This is a genomic window from uncultured Nitrospira sp., from assembly GCA_902500695.1.
Taxonomy (GTDB): domain Bacteria; phylum Nitrospirota; class Nitrospiria; order Nitrospirales; family UBA8639; genus Nitrospira_E.
Genome location: CABVRQ010000079.1, coordinates 1 through 17,252, shown reverse-complemented (window position 1 = coordinate 17,252; position 17,252 = coordinate 1). Strand labels below are relative to the sequence as shown.

The following is a 17,252-nucleotide window of genomic DNA, read 5'->3' as shown; positions in this document are numbered from 1 at the left end:
AGTCTGTGGCCGGGGTGAAGGGAATCCTCTGGCTTTGCTAGATCCTTCGGTGGCCCTTGTCCTGAGCGTAGTCGAATGGATCAGGATGACAATTTTTGGAGGGAGTTCTGCGACGGTTTGCAGGAATGACGGATGATTTGTAGCGGCAAGGACGTGTTATTTATTGGACGGCTTGAAGTTGGAGGGAGAGGGTTTGTTCTTTGCCGTTGCGGCGGATGCCGAGTTTGATGCGATCCCCGACATTATGCCGGTCTAACATGCGAGCGAGGTCGTCATAGGATTGTAGCGTCTCTCCATCAATGGTGGTGATGACGTCACCCAATCGTATCCGTCCGGTTGCCGTTTCTTCTAAGCCTTGCAGGCCTGCTTTGGCCGCCATACTCTCCGGCAGGACTTTGGCAATGACGATCCCTCTGATCCCCCAGCGGGCGGCGATGGAATCCGGGATGAGTGAGATGCCGAGGCCGGGACGAATGACTTTTCCATGTTGAATGAGTTGCGGGACAACACGTTTGATAATGTCGACCGGTACCGCAAAGCCAATGCCCGCGTAGGCTCCACTGGGACTGACAATCTGGGTGTTGACGCCAATGAGTTGTCCGGCGCTGTTTAAGAGCGGTCCACCGGAATTGCCGGGGTTAATGGCCGCATCGGTTTGGATGGCGCCCTCAATCGTGCGGTCATTCACCGATTTAATCGAACGACCCAGGGCACTGACGACACCGGTGGTGAGGGTATGATCTAATCCGAAGGGATTGCCGATGGCCAACACGCGTTGACCGACGCGAAGGTCCTGGGAATTGCCGATGTCCAGGGGCATGAGTGTGTCGGCCTTGCCGGTGATCTGGAGCACGGCAAGGTCATGATCAGGGTCGACCCCGATGATGCGCGCGTCACGGGTGGATTGATCGTCCAGCACCACTTGTATGGAATCCGCGCCATAGATGACGTGGTAATTGGTGACAATATGTCCCTGGCGGTTCCATATGAATCCGGATCCCGACCCTTGCGGCACTTCGAAGGTATTGAGCGACCAGACATCCCGACGGACAGCCGTATTGGTGATGTAGACCACCGACTGCGCGGCTTTTTCAAAGACGGCAATGGTATTGAGTTCTTCCGCACCGAGGGATTTCTGGGCGACGAGCTGCAGATACGAGGGCCGGGCGGGAACCGATTGCGCCTGTTTCGGGCCGAAGGCCTCTCCCATGACGGTGTGGGGCAACAGGAGGGTGACGAACAGGCCCTGGAGGATAAGCCCCTGCCATCCCGTGGATGGCCGATATGGTTGAGCCCGGGATTTTTCCTGTTGGGGATGGATGGTCCGGGGTACGTGGTGAAGACGCATACGAAAGTGTTTCCCGCGCCTATTCTCCCATGAGCTGGAGGACCAGGTTTCGTGTTCGTGGTCTGGTATCAAAATCGATCAGGACGACTTGTTGCCACGTGCCCAGGGTTAAGGCCCCATGTACGAACGGAATGGTCAGCGAAGGCCCCTGTAACTGACCGCGAAGGTGTGAGTGGCCGTTATCTTCTCCGGCGTTCCGCGTATTATGTGCTAAATGAGGATCGGCCGGTATGGTGCGGTTCCAAAAGTTTTTCGTATCGGCACGAATGCCTGGCTCATCTTCGATGATCATGATCGAGGCCGTTGTATGTTGCACAAAGAGCGTCAGGATTCCACCCTGAAGGCCGGACTCTCCAAGCAGGCGTTGAATCTGTGTTGTGAGATTCTCGATATTCGAATCTCCGGTCATGGAAATGTTCAGGTAGTGGGTGATGATGGACATGGGCATGCTTAGCGCGAGACGGTTTGTAAAAATTGTTGATCCGCGGTTGAAAGGATTCCCCCGCGCGCCTGCCGTAATATCGTCGTAAATCTGCCTTCCCTGGTCAGCCGGCATATGAGATCCAGGACCTGTCGACTGACGATCCGCCGGGAGGTGAGTTGACGGAGATAGGTAAAGGCGGCGGCAAAACTTTCTTCTGCGCGCGCGTAATAATCTTTTCCGCGCCGGTGATTGCTATAGGCTTCCAGTTGTTCGCAGGCAACTAAAATTTCCGCCAGTTGGTGTGTCCAGGCGGCGGCGCGTTCGAGTTTTTCCGGATAATAGTAGTACAACATGATGCGTTCCATCCAGGGCGACCAGGGAATGCCGACTGTGGCGATGGCCGTTTTCACCGGACGGAGATATTGTTTGAGGCGTCGGGCAAATCCCAATCGCATGTCGATGTGATCTTTGACCACGGGGGTGAGCTTCAGGCCTCGGGCTTGAAGGGCGGCTCCATACTGTGCGATGAAGGCTTGAGATTCACGGCCATAGGGGGTCAGGGGATAGCGGGTGCGCCATTCCCGCGGCCGGGTCGGGATCTTCTGTTCCCTGGCCCACGACCAGATTTGGCCGAACAGGAGGGGGTCAAGCCCGGCTCGCCCCATATCGTGCAGCAGACAGGCGGCTTCAAATTGACGGAGTCGGGCGAGTGGATGTCCTAAGGCCGTAGCGACAGCCACACACATGCGTGACGTGCGAAGCGCATGCGCTTTGTCATATCCGGGAATCATGCGATCAGGTCTGGTGGGATGCGGCCGGTCGTACCATTTCAGCAGCGAGACCACTTGCGTGCGAGTGAGAACGGTGTGGGTGGGTTTCAATGTAAACCGGGAAACAACGGCTAGAATGATATAATCCTCAAGACGAAAAGCGTAAGGATTATGCAGTGCCTGACAGTGAGGCAGGATATCCCAGCCCTGGGGAGGTGTCAAGAAACCGATGGGGTTCTCAAGATGGGACGGCTGTTGATGACGGACCATTACGATGCCGTCCTCCACAGGCGGCCGCGTAGGTAGAAGGATTTCGCCGTCCGTATTTCCCTGCGGCGGAGGAAGGAAGTCCCTGGAGAATGGGATTCATTCTTACATTTCGAACGGATTTCGGTATGATGCAGGAGTAATTTTCATGGTTCCCATTCCTCACATCACACACACAACGTTTAGGGTATTTGCTCATCCGAAGGGGGGCCTGTAGTGCGATGGTCCGGCAAACAGATGTTCTGGTGGGGTGCACTGGCTGCCCTGATCCTGACGATTGCCTTGATCGTGCTTCCCTTGTTTTTAAATCCGGATTATCTGAAGACTCTGGCTCTGCAACAAATTCAACGCACGTTTGGTTCGCACGTGACGGTGGGCCATACCTCCTTCGCCTTATTTCCCTCTCCGCATTTTTTGGTTTCGGATATCGTGGTCAAGGAACAGCCTGAGTCGCATGCGGTGTTTCGTGCGAAATCCATGAGTTTGGACCTGGGAATCGGGCAGTTGCTCATGAAAAAAATTGTGGTTCGCGAATTTCTGGTGGAGTCTCCCGAAATTGAACTGCGTCGTGAGTCAGGGGGGGAATGGCGTTTTCTGAGCTATGCCAGCAACGATTCGCCCATTGTGTCCGCGGCGAAATTTCTGGTGCTGGGAAAATTTGAGGTGACGGACGGCAAAATCATCGTGATTGATGAGTCACCTCGTGAAATCGTTCGAGGGTTTGTCATTGAAGATGTGGGCTTCGTCTCTGAGACCAGTCATGAAGGGTCCTCCATTGCCTCAACCTTCGATTTGTCTGGAAAAATCCGGCAGACGGAAGAGTTGGCGCCCTTTCGCATCAAGGGGGAACTTGAAGCTCTTAGGGCGTCCCCGGCGCCTTCCCTTGTCAGCGAGCCGGTTGGTTTCGAGCAAATCACCTTCTCCGGGAAGGTGAAGGCCGATCACCTGGAGATTAAACAACTTGCGGAATACCTGCCGAATGGCCAATCGCTGATGGAAGTTCCCGGTACCCTTTCGGTCAAGTCTCAGGTTACCTGGGTCCAGAATGCGAAAACGTCCCGACTTGCTCTCTCCAAAATCAACATGTCCAGTTCGTTTATTGATCTGGATGGTTCGGCCAATACGGAAATGCTGGAAGACGGACATCATATGATGGGGTTCTCCATGCGGTCCTCCAATGTTGACCTGGCCATGATCCGACAATATCTGCCCAGGACGTGGATTCCCGATGACCTGCTGCCCGTATGGGGCAAAGGCGAATGGGGAGGCGGGTTGAACATCGCCGAGGCACGCGTCACCGGGTCTACGCGTGAGGATGTGCAGACTTCGGTCACCGGCACATTTCGATTAACCGATGGGTACGTCCGTATTCCAGATTGGCCCACCACCGACCATATTCAGGGGACGGTGGTCGTGGAACCGGATCGAATGCAATTGTCCGGGGTGCACGGCACGTACGATGGTATTGCGGTTGAGGTGACGGAAGGCGTCTTTTTGTTAAAAGAGTCGGGCCCGTGGGGGAATGTGAGTCTTCAAGGGCCTGTGCCGGCGGAGAAGGTTCGTCAGGTCGTGACGCAGTTAGGAGCGCCATCCGACTTTGGTCTGTTGAATTCATGGAAGGTCTCGGATGGCACTGGCCTGCTTCGCCTGCAGTTTACCGGGAATCTTTTGGACTCTCCCGGACTGATATTCCAGTCTGGTGAGTTTAAACCGGAGGGCCTGGTGATTCAGATTCCGGGTTTTCCTCATCCTTTGACTGAAGGTCACGGTACGATTATCTTTTCCCGCGAGAGTACCGTGTTACAAGGCATAGAGGGGAATGTAGGTGCCTTCCCGTTGGCCTTGAATGGGACCATTACCTATCAGGGAGTCTCCCGGTTTGATTCGCTCACCATTCAGGGCGGGTTTGCCGGTGAGGAACTATTGCCGGTTTCCCTGACACCGGCGACATCGCCGGGGATGCAACTTACAGGTCCGCTTAACGCCTCGGTCACTCTCACGGGGCCGATCGGTCATCCCAAACTGAAAGGGTGGATTGATGGGCGGGATGCCCTCTTTGCTTTGCCCTCTCTTTTAAAGAAACATGCCGGTCAGGATGGACGCCTTGAGTTTGAGGGACAGTTCCATCCCGGAAGCCGCATTCATTTTGAACGAGTGGAACTGATCATGCTTCCCCTTCGTCTTCGGGGACAGGGGACGATACGGTATCGGCCGAAGGTCGCATGGGAGGCCCGGTTTGATTCCGGACCGGTGTATTTAGGTGTGCTGCCGGAAGGCATCCGTGTCTTGGGAGATATCATCCAGTCGGGAATTCTCGAGGTCCAACTGAAAGGCAGCGGACGCGGAACCGATTGGACCCAGTGGAACACCAAAGGTTGGGTGGCCTTGACCGAAGGGGTGGTGGCGCTTCGCGGGATGACCGATCCCATTTCGAATCTGTTTGTTCGACTGAAAGTGGACGAGGATCTGCTTGATCTGAAACGCATGGAGTTTCGCCTGAAAAATAGTGAAGCCGTCATCACCGGATTTATGAAAAACTGGAGGACCACACCGATCGTCAGTGTGATGTTTGACTCGCCTCAATTCGATCTTGATTTGCTGATTCCTAAAGGAGGACGATCGGCCATCCGTGATGGGATCGAGTGGTTAGCGGCGCATGGATCGCTGGAGGGTTCTGTGCATATCGAACGTCCGAGCTATAAGACCCTCTCCGGAAAAAAATTATCGGGCGTCCTGAAGATTCATGACAATCTGGTCTCCGTGGATAAAGTGCAATCGATGGTGGCGGAACATGGCACGGTCGGGGGGCGGTTCTTTGTGCATCTTCCTGAAGGTCGACCGGCCGCCATGCGCGCGTCATTTCAGGCGAAGGATTTGCCTTTTGAGAACATCTTGAGCCTCTTTGGCGAGGAACGCCGATTGATTACCGGAAACATGTCTGTGCGAGGCATGCTCCAGGGCCATGGGCGGGATGACCGGGGCATCATTCCGACTCTCAACGGAAGTCTTAAAATTTCTCTCGGCGAAGGCTATATCCGTAAAGGCACGATCTTTCCCCGCATTCTGGCGCTCTTAAATTTACCGCATGTCCTTAGGGGAAAAGTTGATCTTGAAGAGAACGGATTTCCGTTTACGACTGTGAGCAGCAAACTTAACGTGGAAGACGGCGTGTTTTCCACCAAAGATTTGTTGATACAGAGTCCAATCATGAAAGTCTCTGCGGCAGGCATGTATGACTGGAAAAGTGATCGGCTTGAAGGCATTTCCGCCGTCAGCCCCTTTGGGGCCTATTCGGATCTTTTGAAAGACATTCCTCTTTTTGGACGAATTTTTTCCGGAGATCGGAAAGGCATCGCCACAGCCATGTTTTCGATTGCAGGACCGTTGGGTGAGCCGGAGGTCGAATATCTCCCCATGGAATCGGTGAAAACCGGGTTGACCGGGTTGGCCCAGTTGGCGTTTGATGTTTTGAAAAATACGTTGACCCTGCCCTATGATTTATTGAAAGGCTCCAAGGAGGACGAGGGTTCCGTCCCTTCGGAGTCCAAACAATCCGGAGTGCCCGGTCGCTTGTGAGCCGCTCGTCTTTGCCGATGGATGCTGTGGGATGGACGGTGAGCGAAGGGGGGAAGGGTGATGAACCCATTGAGTCGGCGGGAACCTATCGATTGAAAGGAAGTCAGGATGATCCCAACTGTTGAATGGAAAAATAATCATGTCGTGATTCTGGATCAACGTGCGCTCCCCGGAGAAGTGCGATTTCTTGATTGTGGGACCTATCAGGATGTGGCTGAAGCGATTCGGAATTTGAGCGTACGCGGTGCGCCTGCCATTGGAGTGACGGCGGCGTTGGGCATCGCCCTAGGGGCCCGGCAATGTGTGGAGACTCACCTTGAGGGGTTTTCCGTCTTTATGGAGGAGGTCTGTCGCATGTTGGCCGCGACGCGTCCTACCGCCGTGAATTTATTCTGGGCTGTTGACCGCATGAAACGCGTGATGACGGATGGTTCCACTTCAGGTGTTCCAGAACTCCAAAAACGATTACAGGAAGAAGCCCTGGCAATTTTGGAGGAGGACCTTCGGGTGAACCGGGCCATTGGCACGTTTGGCGCGGCGGTCATTCGTGATGGAGATCAGATTCTCACGCATTGTAATGCCGGAGCCCTGGCGACGGCAGGCTATGGAACGGCATTGGGAGTGGTCAGGGCGGCCTGGGAGCAGGGGAAAAAGATTCGGGTCTTTGCCGATGAGACCCGACCCGTTCTCCAGGGTGCACGCCTGACGGCCTGGGAGCTTCAGCAGGATGGTATTCCCGTGACGTTGATTACCGATAACGCAGCGGGGGCACTGATGCGACAGGGCGGAATCCACTGTTGCGTCGTGGGGGCTGACCGGATTGCGGCCAATGGCGATGTGGCCAATAAGATCGGAACCTATTCCGTGGCGGTCTTGGCCCATGCCCATGGCATTCCTTTTTATGTGGCCGCACCTTCATCGACCATAGATATGGAGACAGCGGATGGGAGCGGCATTCCCATTGAAGAGCGGAGCCCGTCAGAAGTGACCTGCTTGCATAGTGGTCGAATGATTGCTCCTCACGGTGTGGACGTCTGGAACCCGGCGTTTGACGTGACCCCGGCCGACTTGATTGCCGGCATCATCACTGAACGGGGTATTATCGCCCCACATGCCTTACCCCAATATTTTTCGTCGACCTCTTCCTGAGCGAGGGAACCTTCAAAAGATCTGACTTAAGACTTTAGACAGATCGAGGAGATTATACGGTTTGGCAATAAAACCAGAAAATCCGAATTGGCTGGCATGTGCCATGACCGGGTCGTTGGAATACCCGCTTGAAACAATGACCTTGGCCTCAGGATCATAGTTTTTAATGAGGCGCAACGTCTCCTTGCCTCCCATTCCTCCGGGGATGGTGAGATCAAGAATGGTGGCCACATAGGGATTGCCGTCCTGCACGGCGCGAGTGTAGAGCGCAACGGCTTTTAGTCCATCGTCGGTAAAGTCCACGTCAAATCCCAGATGCTCGAGCATTTTCCCTAACACATCCTGGATGTCTTCTTCATCATCCATCACCAAAATCCGTCCGGTTCCTTGCACGAGACTTTCCGGTGTTTCATCGTTTTTTGTCGACAGGGAGGTTGAAGCGGGGAGATACAGGGTGAAGCAGGTGCCGTTGCCGAGTGAAGAGGTTACCGTTACATGCCCTCCATGCCGCTTCATGATGGAATAGGTGGTGGCGAGGCCCAGACCGCTCCCTTTTTGTTTGGTTGTAAAGTAGGGATCGAAGATTTTTTGAAGATGGTCGTCAGGGATGCCGATCCCCTGGTCAGCGACGGACACACAGACATACTTGCCGGATTTGAGAGGAAGGGTGGTTTGAGCGTTCACCAAAAAATTTTTTGCGACGACGCTGATGGTGCCCCCGTCCGGCATGGCCTGGTCGCTATTAATCACGAGATTTTGTATGACCTGGCTGATTTGTCCTTCATCGACCTCGACCGGCCAGAGGTCATCGGGAAGATGCGTGGTGCATCGGACGGCCGAGCCTCGTAAGGCAAATTGAATCGTGTCGGTAATAATTGAGGCAACAGATGTCGTGCTTTTGACCGGAGCCCCTCCTTTCGCAAAGGTCAGCAGTTGCTTGGTCAGGTCCCGCGCTCGCAAACAGGCTTTTTCCGCAGCTTCCAGTCGTTCAATGACTTTCTCTCCTTGGGGTGGCGTCTGTTTGGCGGTCACCATTTTAGCCAGCCCGATATTGGCAAACACGGACGTGAGAATATTGTTAAAATCATGCGCAATCCCGCCGGCCAGTAACCCAACAGACTCGAGTTTGGTGGCACGAATTCGTTCTTCCTCCAAGCGTTTCCATTCCGTAATGTCTCGTGTCACGATCACGCCCACGACCGTCCCGACGCTGGTTCGGAAGGGATGGATGTGACTTTCAAACCATCGCCATTCAGACTGTTTCGTTTGCAACCGGCACACCATATCAATTTCCTGAAGCGCCTTGAGATGAGAATGAAAAGACGCAGACAACGGCCCCCGTTCTTCGGGATGGACAAAGTCAAAAAAACTTTTTCCGAGCATGTCGGCAGTCCCATAGCCCAAGACCTTCAAACAATTTGGCGTGACGTACTGACATTCACCCGTCGCCGTGGTTTCAATGATCAAGTCATACGCATGCTCCACGATGGCTCGATAGCGCTGCTCACTATCCCGTAAGGCATCCTCGGCTTTTTTACGTTGGAGTTCACCTGCCGCTCTGGCTGCAAATAGTTGAATGATGGATTGCGCCACATGGATGTTGCGAATGGCCACCGGACTAAAGATAAGCAGAAGCCCGATAATTTTCCCCGTTTGGCCACGGAGAGCCGTTCCCAAATAGCTGATGATCGACCATGAGCCGAGAGGCGAGTCAGGAGGAAAGAGAGGGGATTCCAAATTGTCTCCATGGCATCCTTTGACTTTCAAGAGTGCCTCAAAAATCGCAGGAGGAGCGTTCCATGTCATATTTTCCCCAAAGGTCCCGTTGGCCCAAATGGCGACGGTTTGGGTGACCGGGTGAGCCGGCGATTCCAATTCCGCTAATATGGCATAGGGCACATTCAAGGCCTGACAAAGATCTCTGACCAAAAATCGCAAAAACGCCATGCTGCCGGGAGCCGGATCACTTTGGGCTATTTTCCGCAGTGCTTCATCAATCCGTTTGCGTTCTGTAATATCTTTGACCACAGAAATGACACCCCATTGAATGCCATTGGAGTCGAAAAGGGGGTAGCATGAAACGAGGAAATCCCCAGGGATCGAAGGGAACTGTGTTTCCACCACCGCAGACAAGGCGCCTGCTAACACCGTTTCCCATGGCGGAGGGTTTTTGGGGATGGTCGTTCCATAGTAGGGCGTGCGGTAATGATGTCCGACCAATGGACCGATTCGTGGTTGGACCTGGTCACGAATGGCTCGATTGGTCCAGACAATCGTCCCTGAGCTGTCTAAAATCATGACCTGATCCGTGAGGGCATCAAAGGCCTGCTCCCATTTCTCGACGGACTGCACAGGGCTGTTGCTCGGTGAAGCCCCTTGAAGGTTCTTAGTCATGGTGTCTCAGTGATGCCGGCTCACGTTGGCGCATGGGTCTCCAGCCTCTGGTAGCGCTACCAGACGACTTTCGCGAATAATTCTGCCAGATTGGGATCGATGCTTTTCCCCGCTTCCTGCCGAATTTTTTCCCGGGCTTCCGGTACGGGCATAGCCCTTTGGGAACCATAGCCGGTCACGAAATGGTCGAAGATATTCGCCAGACCGACAATGCGTGCCGATAAGGGAATTTGTTCACCGACCAATCCATCCGGGTACCCGGACCCGTTAAACTTTTCATGGTGATGGAGGATGATCTGTTCGACACAGGCGTGAAATGGAAGGCCCTTTATCATTTTGCCTCCGATGGCCGGATGGCATTTGAGAAGTTCTTGATCTTGTTCGGTGGGGGAATGAAGCCCGGAAATGAGATGATCATGGATGCCGATTTTCCCGATGTCATGGAGATAGGCCCCGAGTTGTATGGCCTTCTGCTCCTCCGGGGTTAACTGGAGATGTTCAATGAGCAGCGCGGCATAAAAATTCACCCGGCTGCCATGCTGAACCAGTTCGGGGTGTTTGGCTGCCAGGAGGGTTTTAATATTGGCCAGGGCAGATTGGACATCGATCCCGGAAGCCCAAAGGTTCCCAAAGGCTTGCAGTGCAGCTTGAAGGGAGGAATATCGGCGACGGCGATCGAGAGTTTTTTTGATGGTGTCGAGTAACTCGGCCACATTGAACGGTTTAAGAATATAGGCGGCCACCCCGTGGCGAATGGCTTCAATGGCAGATTGGAGGGTGCCATATCCGGTGATGATGATGATATCCACATCTTTCCCGTCTTTCCGAATCTGAGAAAGAAGATCGTTTCCCGACAGATCAGGGAGTTTTAGGTCGAGGGTGATGAGATCAATGGGGTGGGTTTTGAGAATTTGATGCGCAATTTCAGCCCGATCAACCGTAAAGAGATTGAAATAGGGAGAAAGAATGACTTTTAAAGCCTCTCGCGGGCCTTCCTCGTCCTCTACAATTAAAATATTGGCTTGAGGGACAGAGGATTCAGTACCAGTAGTTTCCATCAACGACTCCTTTTCCAAATGAAGCGACCCATGAAGACAGTAAAAAAAATAAATAGTCCATGAGAGCGTAATCGTTCGCTTCTTAGGATAAAGTCGGAGAGCTTTCCTACTTCGTGTGAGTCTATCCCTATGTTTAGTAGCGATTCACCTCCTGACGACAACACTGGTTCTTGACACCTGGCAGGTGAAGAGGGAATGACCGGGGATATGGAAAAAGAGCCGTCATTTTATAATTTTTCAGATTTTAAATGAAATGCCTGATCTTTGACTGTCAGATCTTGAAATAACTGGTTAAACAAGTCTTTGGCGACATGATTGGTGAGTTCTTCCACATCCTTGGGATTGAACGTCACCACGCTGTTGGTTCCATTCGCGCCGAGCACCATCCGGACGGTGCTGCCATCCGCGGCATTTTTCGCTTCAAAGGCCACGCGCATTTTGACCTCAATATCCGTAAAGCCAAAGCCGCTTTTCGCATTCGTCTCCAAGACTAAAATGTCGCCTGTCAGAGTGACATCGGCCGGAGCACTTCCCTCGGCGGTTTCAGATGTTTTGGCCCGGTAGGCTTGCCATTTTTCCTGTTGAAGATATTCCAGGGCAAGATCCGCCATCCCGTCGCCGAGATTCCCATTCCAGGCATTAAAGTGAGTGGCACCTCCCCAAAAATGCGTGCGGGAGCCAAGACGGGATTTTTGAGTTCGTTTATCCTGAAACGGTTCAACCAAAATGGTCAGATCTTCGTTATGGTTGGTCGGGGCCTTCATCGTGGACGGAAAGGCATGGGGATTAAAATTCACGGTCTGCCCGGTTCCCTGACATCCTCCGACCCCTAGGCTGGCAATGAACACCATGATAAACCACTTGGCTTGTGTTTTCACTCGTGGAACCTCCATGTATAGAAAGTGAATATCAGATGAGCGTCTATGCTGTGACGGGAGAGGGATGTTGCTGCCGGTACCCTACCTTGTCCGGGCCACATCCATCCTGTTTAAACAGCGTAAGAATAATAAACCTGCAGAATTTTATCTAGTCTTGCGTTGATTGTCAGTGATGAGCATGAATGAATGATTCCCGCACAATGCCACCTATTGATAATGGGATGATCTGTCTTGACATTGTCGTAAACCACTTGACACTATCATACCTGGTTTGATTGTTAATCCAAAGGAAATTCTTCATGTGGAAGCATAATTTTTTGTTTCGAGCTGAAGGGGCGGTACCCCTGGAGCAGACCGAAAACGAGTTATTTCATGATACGGACCCGGCCCTGGATAGTTCAGGCTTGCAGATGGATAAATATATTTCCGTCTGGCTTCAAGGTGATGGCGATGAGGCCAAGCCACTCGTCTATACGACGGTGTATGTTCGAACGGCCACGTTAGATCCCGAGAAAGGGGTTGGATTTCTTCAGCCGCTTCAAGGACGGACCCACCAAATCAAATCCATGTTGTCCTCCGAGCAGAAAATGTATCTTCGGCAATGGCTGTCAAATACCTATCCCCCAGCCTGGGAAGAGTCTGACGACCTCTTTCAGTCAATTTTTTCCGAATCCTGACCACTTCCTCCATACCGGAGGATGATCGATTCATGTAAAGGAAATGCTGAAAACCCGGTTTCTCGCTCACCCCGGTTGTCCGGGAACAGGTCGAATTTTTTGTGAAGGTATTCAAAGGTATTCGTCGTGGATCTACATACACAGGTTGTGATCATCGGTGCTGGTGGCGGGGGAGCTGTCCTGGGCCTGCTCTTAGCCAGAAAAGGGATTGCCAATATCGTTCTGGAACAGGCAGCGGGGCCCCCTCAGGGCTTGCGTGGGGAAATTCTTCAACCCAATGGACAGGAAATTCTTCAGGGGCTTGGCCTGTTAGAGCAACTGCCGGTTCATGCTTACAAACCGGTGAGATTCTTTCATTTCCGTCGAAGTGGAGGAACGCGGCTCTGTACCATTGATTATGCGATGTTGCCGCCGCCTTTCAATCGGGCTTTGGTGATGTGGCCTCATGTCGTTCATCACACCATTCTCGACGCTCTGCGCCGGGAGAATCCAGAGGGACTTCGGTATGGGGCGACTTTTCGGTCCCTTATCCGGAATGGCAAAGGCATCGCAGGTGTCCAAGCGGACATAGGGGGAAGTCCGGTTACGATTGGATCTCAATTGGTGGTTGGGGCAGACGGACCGTTTTCGGAGGTTCGAGGAGCCCTTGGCATTCCCACGGTGCTTCATCGGTATCTCGACAGTTATCTTGTGGCCATGCTGGAATCACCAGGACCACTTGAGGAAGCTCAGTATTATGTGGGGAAAAAATCCATTCTGGGCATATTTCCTGCTGCCGGTCAAAAGGCCTATGCCTTTTACATGGTTTCATCCGATTCTCTGAATCAAGTCAAAGCCGATGGGGTATCGGCCCTTCGGGAGAAATGGAAAACCATTGCTCCTGATCTTGCCCCGCTCTTTGACTCTTTACTGGATTGGAATCAGACAGCCTATATGGGAACGGGGAGGGTGCGGGCCAAAACCTGGGTTCAGGATGGAGCGGTCGTCATGGGTGATGCCGCACATGGGATGAATCCACATGCCTCCCAGGGACGGATGCAGGCGATGGTCGATGCTGTCACCCTCGCGGAAGTCCTTGACGATTGTCACCGGACGGGAAACTGGTCGGCGTCCGCTCTTAAGCGATTTGAAACACAACGGCGCCCACAGGTCACCATGCTGCAACGCCTGGCTGATGAAGAGGTCTTTTTCTGGAATACCGGAAATCCTCTCTTAGGAATGTTGCGAGACCGTGTCTTCTCCACGATGGATAAAAATCCGCGTTTGCAATATCAAGTCTTGACGGCCACAGCAGGGCTGCGGACCACATCACCCTTTGGATGGATGGATCGGTTTCAGGCTGCGGGATTGTTACCCGATCCCCGGTCCCATCAGATTCCCGATCATGCCCGGTCAGCATAATTAACTCCGGAGTCCATCTTCGTCACTCATCATCTTTCCAATATTTGGCCTGTATCCTATGTCTACATTAACGTTGCAATCGCTTGAACTTCCCGAGGACCTGCGGGAAATCCTTGAACAATATTTAACACAGCTTCAGAAGGATTGGGGAGCTGATTTAGAAGGGCTACTCCTCTATGGTAGCGCGGCCAGGGGAGATTTTATTGCAGGCCGATCCAATATCAATTTTTTGGCGCTGGTCCGGCAACATTCAGTGAGCGGGCTTCAGCGTGCAGGACAATTGCATCGCCAATGGGGTAAGCACCATATCGTCGCACCATTGGTGATGACACAGGAGGAATTGTCCCGATCACGGTATCTGTTCCCCTTGGAATATTTTCAAATGCAAGAGCATCATGTGCTCCTGGTAGGTAAAGACCCGTTCGGTGCAGGACAAATTGATGGTACACAGTTAGGGTGGCAATGTGAGCAGGAACTCCTGGCCAATGTGTTTCGGGTCCGGCAACGGTTTGTCGAAGGAGAAGGACGCGCAGAGGCAATCCAGGCCTTGCTGATTTTATCCATTACCGCCGTTCTCCCCTGTGTGCGAGGAGTTCTTCGGGTCCTAGGACACCCCTCAAAGGGAAAAGATGTGCAAATACTTGAATGCCTCCCTCTTGCCCTGCAGTTTGACCCCGCGGTCCTCCTCGAAATGCTTCAGATGAAACGAGGCATGAATAGTCCGGGTTCTCTTGAATGGCCGAAGGTGTATGATCGGTATTTTCAGACTTTGGAGGGCTTGTGCAAACGGGTTCAGGCGGTTCGTCTGGAGAGCGGCCTATGACCATGAATGGGAAGAAGGTTGTCGGTTCGCTCGTCCTGCTGCTGCTGTTTTTCTCTGCACCCTCTATGGGTATGACTCCCAAAGAACAAAATCTCCCAACCCCATTGGGGTATGTGAGTGATTATGCCAACTTGCTTGATGAGGAATGGCACAAACAAATTCGATCAGTATGCAAAGATCTTGAATCCTCTTCCGGCATTGAAATGCTGGTGGTGACCCTCCCATCCATCAGCCCTCTTTCCCATGCCCAGGAGTATGCTTCCCGCCTCTATGAAGCCTGGCGGATTGGTACGGCGCAACAGGAGCGTGGCATCCTGCTGCTGGTAGCTGTCCAAGAACGCCAAGCCGTGGTGGTTGTCGGGAAGAACCTTTTGCCGATCCTGACTCCCCAAGAATTGGATGAGATTTCTCTTAAGCATTTGCGCCCCATGTTTCGTTCCGGAGAGTATGGGATCAATATCTACCGGTCTGCCGTATCCCTTTCGACGTTGGCCGCGCGGGCTCCTATTCAGAAAGACAAACCGACGCCTCAGCGATCAGCCGCTTTTTGGGTGAATATCGTGGTGGTGCTGCTGATGTTTTATGCGTTATGGCGGTTCACCCGTCCCGAGCGGCGTCATCCCTTTCCCCGTTGGAAAAATGGAGAATATTGGGGAACCGGCCAGGGGGGATTTGGTGGAAATTTTGGTGGATTTGGCGGAGGAACGGGAGGACAGGGCTTACGTTGAAGGAGTGGGACTGAACCTTTGCCTCTTCTCTTTAATTGGGATTCTCTGGACTTCGATAAATATTTTTGGGAAAAGCAAATGCAGATAGAGATTCGAAAACCCCAGGCCAACATGAAGTTGGCCTGGGGTTTTTGTTTATGACAGCATTTTGTGATTTTCAAACGTTAACGATCGCACGACGATTTCCCCATTTTCATAAGAAATAATGCGACGGGTGGCCGGAAGGTCTGAGTTACCGACCCTGATGTGTGTATCCGAAAAACTGTCGACATTTTTCAGTGACCGGTCTTTGGGAGAAAAGTAATAGACCGTATATCGTGTGGTGAGATGATGTTGATCCTGGGTGACTGCACTCTCTTCGACGTTGATAGTAAAAGCCGCCTGTGGCATGTTTCGGTTGATCTGCGTAATGCGGTTGTCTTTCACCCGGTACCAGGAACCCATTCCATCTCCATGAATGGTAATCCGTTGTCCCAAGGGGTGCTGTTCATCTCCCGCTAAAGTCAGGGTATGTTTCCCGTCTGATTCCTGAAAAGTTCTGGGTCCACGGTGCACGGCAATCATTCCAATTTGGTTTTGAGCCCAGGTTTGTAATTCCGCATCATCGATCGCAACTGTCACCTCCCGCGGCCCTTTTACGGTCACGGTCCCTTTGGTTTCCTTCCCGTTCACATTAACCCGAAGGTCGGCCTGAAAGCCCTTGAAGTCCGGTTGCCACCTGGCGGTTTTGGCAAAGGCTGCTTGTAGTAGTTCGCGGGCCTTTGGCTCATCCTGGACCTCAGTGGTTGGATTTTTTTCTGTATTCCTTTCCATGTAGAAAACTCCTTGTCCTGTCATGTTGGTTTTCTGATTATTCTGATTGAGCGAATACTGATATTCATTATAAGGATATCACTGTAGGTGGACAACCGTGGAAATACGGCAAAGTCTTGAGGGCTCCTGAGGTGCTCCGGTCCTTTGGGCATATAAGAAACGTTGCAGGGTATAAAAACGAAATTTGTAGAACCCTTCTGTCCGTAGGATTCGGGTAGGCTGAATCGGTAATCTCCTACTCCACGAAAAATTCCTTGCATAGGTACCCTTGTTTTTTATATTTCTTATTAGGATGTATCGCTTGCTTCCCCCCCATGAGGCATTGCGCGTGGATACCGTCGAGCAACAGCTAAAAGATGTCCGGACCCTCCCTGGAAGGGGTAGAGCCCAAGGTTGCCTGTTGCGTCTTTTGATGTCCATGGTCCTGGTGAGCATTTTGTTACCCTCCTTCGCCTTTTCAACCGCATGGGCGGAAGTCGTTCCCGATGTGGTGGGCTCCTCGCAGATAACAGCCGAATCAGAGATTACCGGGGCGGGTTTAACGGTTGGGGCCATCACGATCACCAGTCATGCCTCGGTGCCTTCAGGCAATGTCATTAGTCAAAATCCGGCCGCCGGGATCGATGTGGTGGCGGGCAGTCCCGTAGATCTTGTGGTCTCTGATGGACCAGCCCTCGTCACGGTGCCGAGCGTGGTGGGCTTACCTCAATCAGATGCTGAGTCTGCCATTATTGGAGCTGGCTTGACGGTGGGGACCATCACGACGGCCAGCCATGCGTCGGTGTCTTCGGGCAGTGTCATTAGTCAAACGCCGGGGGGCGGGGCGAGTGTGGCGGCGGGCAGTGCGGTGGCGCTGGTGGTGTCCACGGGGCCGGCCCCCGTCACGGTGCCGAATGTCGTGGGGGTGCCGCAGGCCGCAGCGCAGGCGGCGCTGACCACTGCGGGG

15 protein-coding genes are annotated in these 17,252 nt (G+C 52.9%); 8 read left to right on the top strand and 7 right to left on the bottom strand.

Translation table 11 applies throughout. From position 1 onward, the window contains the following. Positions 1–160 precede the first annotated feature (160 nt). From AAH187_RS15820 to AAH187_RS15810, 3 genes are read right to left on the bottom strand one after another with little or no spacing between them, the layout of a single operon-like run. A complete protein-coding gene (locus tag AAH187_RS15820) occupies positions 161–1,348 on the bottom strand; it encodes a trypsin-like peptidase domain-containing protein (RefSeq protein ID WP_342349440.1) in 1,188 nt (395 codons plus the stop codon). A 19-nt stretch (positions 1,349–1,367) separates the two neighbouring features. Continuing rightward, positions 1,368–1,790, bottom strand: coding sequence for a secondary thiamine-phosphate synthase enzyme YjbQ (locus tag AAH187_RS15815; protein WP_342349439.1), 423 nt, complete (start codon positions 1,788–1,790; stop codon positions 1,368–1,370). Between the two features lie 8 nt (positions 1,791–1,798). Continuing rightward, positions 1,799–2,812, bottom strand: a complete 1,014-nt coding sequence (locus AAH187_RS15810; RefSeq protein ID WP_342349438.1) for a hypothetical protein — start codon at positions 2,810–2,812, stop codon at positions 1,799–1,801. Between the two features lie 213 nt (positions 2,813–3,025). On the opposite strand from AAH187_RS15810, the gene AAH187_RS15805 reads away from it, so the two are divergent. Genes AAH187_RS15805 through mtnA form a run of 3 tightly spaced genes read left to right on the top strand, consistent with a single transcriptional unit; the run spans position 3,026 to position 7,534 of the window. Next, positions 3,026–6,385, top strand: a complete 3,360-nt coding sequence (locus AAH187_RS15805; RefSeq protein WP_342349437.1) for an AsmA-like C-terminal region-containing protein — start codon at positions 3,026–3,028, stop codon at positions 6,383–6,385. Next, positions 6,382–6,510 (top strand): hypothetical protein, encoded by a 129-nt coding sequence (locus AAH187_RS15800; protein WP_342349436.1) that lies wholly within the window; start codon positions 6,382–6,384, stop codon positions 6,508–6,510. The genes AAH187_RS15805 and AAH187_RS15800 overlap by 4 nt, the downstream gene beginning before the upstream one ends. After that, positions 6,494–7,534 (top strand): S-methyl-5-thioribose-1-phosphate isomerase, encoded by a 1,041-nt coding sequence (mtnA, locus tag AAH187_RS15795; protein ID WP_342349435.1) that lies wholly within the window; start codon positions 6,494–6,496, stop codon positions 7,532–7,534. Before AAH187_RS15800 ends, mtnA begins: the two co-directional genes overlap by 17 nt. 12 nt (positions 7,535–7,546) lie before the next feature. Here the strand turns inward: mtnA and AAH187_RS15790 are convergent, their stop codons facing one another. The 3 genes from AAH187_RS15790 to AAH187_RS15780 form a co-directional block, all read right to left on the bottom strand. Beyond that, the gene (locus AAH187_RS15790; RefSeq protein ID WP_342349434.1) at positions 7,547–9,928 is read right to left on the bottom strand and encodes a PAS domain S-box protein; all 2,382 of its coding nucleotides are present in this window, start codon (positions 9,926–9,928) and stop codon (positions 7,547–7,549) included. A 56-nt stretch (positions 9,929–9,984) separates the two neighbouring features. Next, positions 9,985–10,986, bottom strand: a complete 1,002-nt coding sequence (locus AAH187_RS15785) for an HD domain-containing phosphohydrolase (protein WP_342349433.1) — start codon at positions 10,984–10,986, stop codon at positions 9,985–9,987. Between the two features lie 227 nt (positions 10,987–11,213). Next, positions 11,214–11,864: a hypothetical protein gene (locus tag AAH187_RS15780; protein ID WP_342349432.1), complete on the bottom strand. Its 651-nt coding sequence runs from the start codon at positions 11,862–11,864 to the stop codon at positions 11,214–11,216. A gap of 299 nt (positions 11,865–12,163) precedes the next feature. Here AAH187_RS15780 and AAH187_RS15775 point away from each other — a divergent pair, with 299 nt between their 5' ends. The 4 genes from AAH187_RS15775 to AAH187_RS15760 all read left to right on the top strand — a co-directional run bounded on the left by AAH187_RS15775 (position 12,164) and on the right by AAH187_RS15760 (position 15,493). Further along, a complete protein-coding gene (locus AAH187_RS15775; RefSeq protein WP_342349431.1) occupies positions 12,164–12,541 on the top strand; it encodes a hypothetical protein in 378 nt (125 codons plus the stop codon). A 126-nt stretch (positions 12,542–12,667) separates the two neighbouring features. Beyond that, on the top strand, positions 12,668–13,942 hold the full coding sequence (locus AAH187_RS15770; RefSeq protein WP_342349430.1) for an NAD(P)/FAD-dependent oxidoreductase: 1,275 nt from the start codon (positions 12,668–12,670) through the stop codon (positions 13,940–13,942). 58 nt (positions 13,943–14,000) lie between these two features. After that, positions 14,001–14,765: a hypothetical protein gene (locus AAH187_RS15765; protein WP_342349429.1), complete on the top strand. Its 765-nt coding sequence runs from the start codon at positions 14,001–14,003 to the stop codon at positions 14,763–14,765. Beyond that, entirely contained in the window at positions 14,762–15,493 is a 732-nt protein-coding gene (locus AAH187_RS15760) for a TPM domain-containing protein (RefSeq protein ID WP_342349428.1), read from the top strand. Before AAH187_RS15765 ends, AAH187_RS15760 begins: the two co-directional genes overlap by 4 nt. 135 nt (positions 15,494–15,628) lie before the next feature. Here AAH187_RS15760 and AAH187_RS15755 read toward each other — a convergent pair whose 3' ends face one another. Continuing rightward, a complete protein-coding gene (locus AAH187_RS15755) occupies positions 15,629–16,306 on the bottom strand; it encodes a DUF3386 family protein (RefSeq protein ID WP_342349427.1) in 678 nt (225 codons plus the stop codon). Between the two features lie 301 nt (positions 16,307–16,607). Here AAH187_RS15755 and AAH187_RS15750 point away from each other — a divergent pair. Then, positions 16,608–17,252, top strand: a 645-nt coding sequence (locus AAH187_RS15750; protein WP_342349426.1) for a PASTA domain-containing protein, incomplete at its 3' end; no start/stop codon positions are given.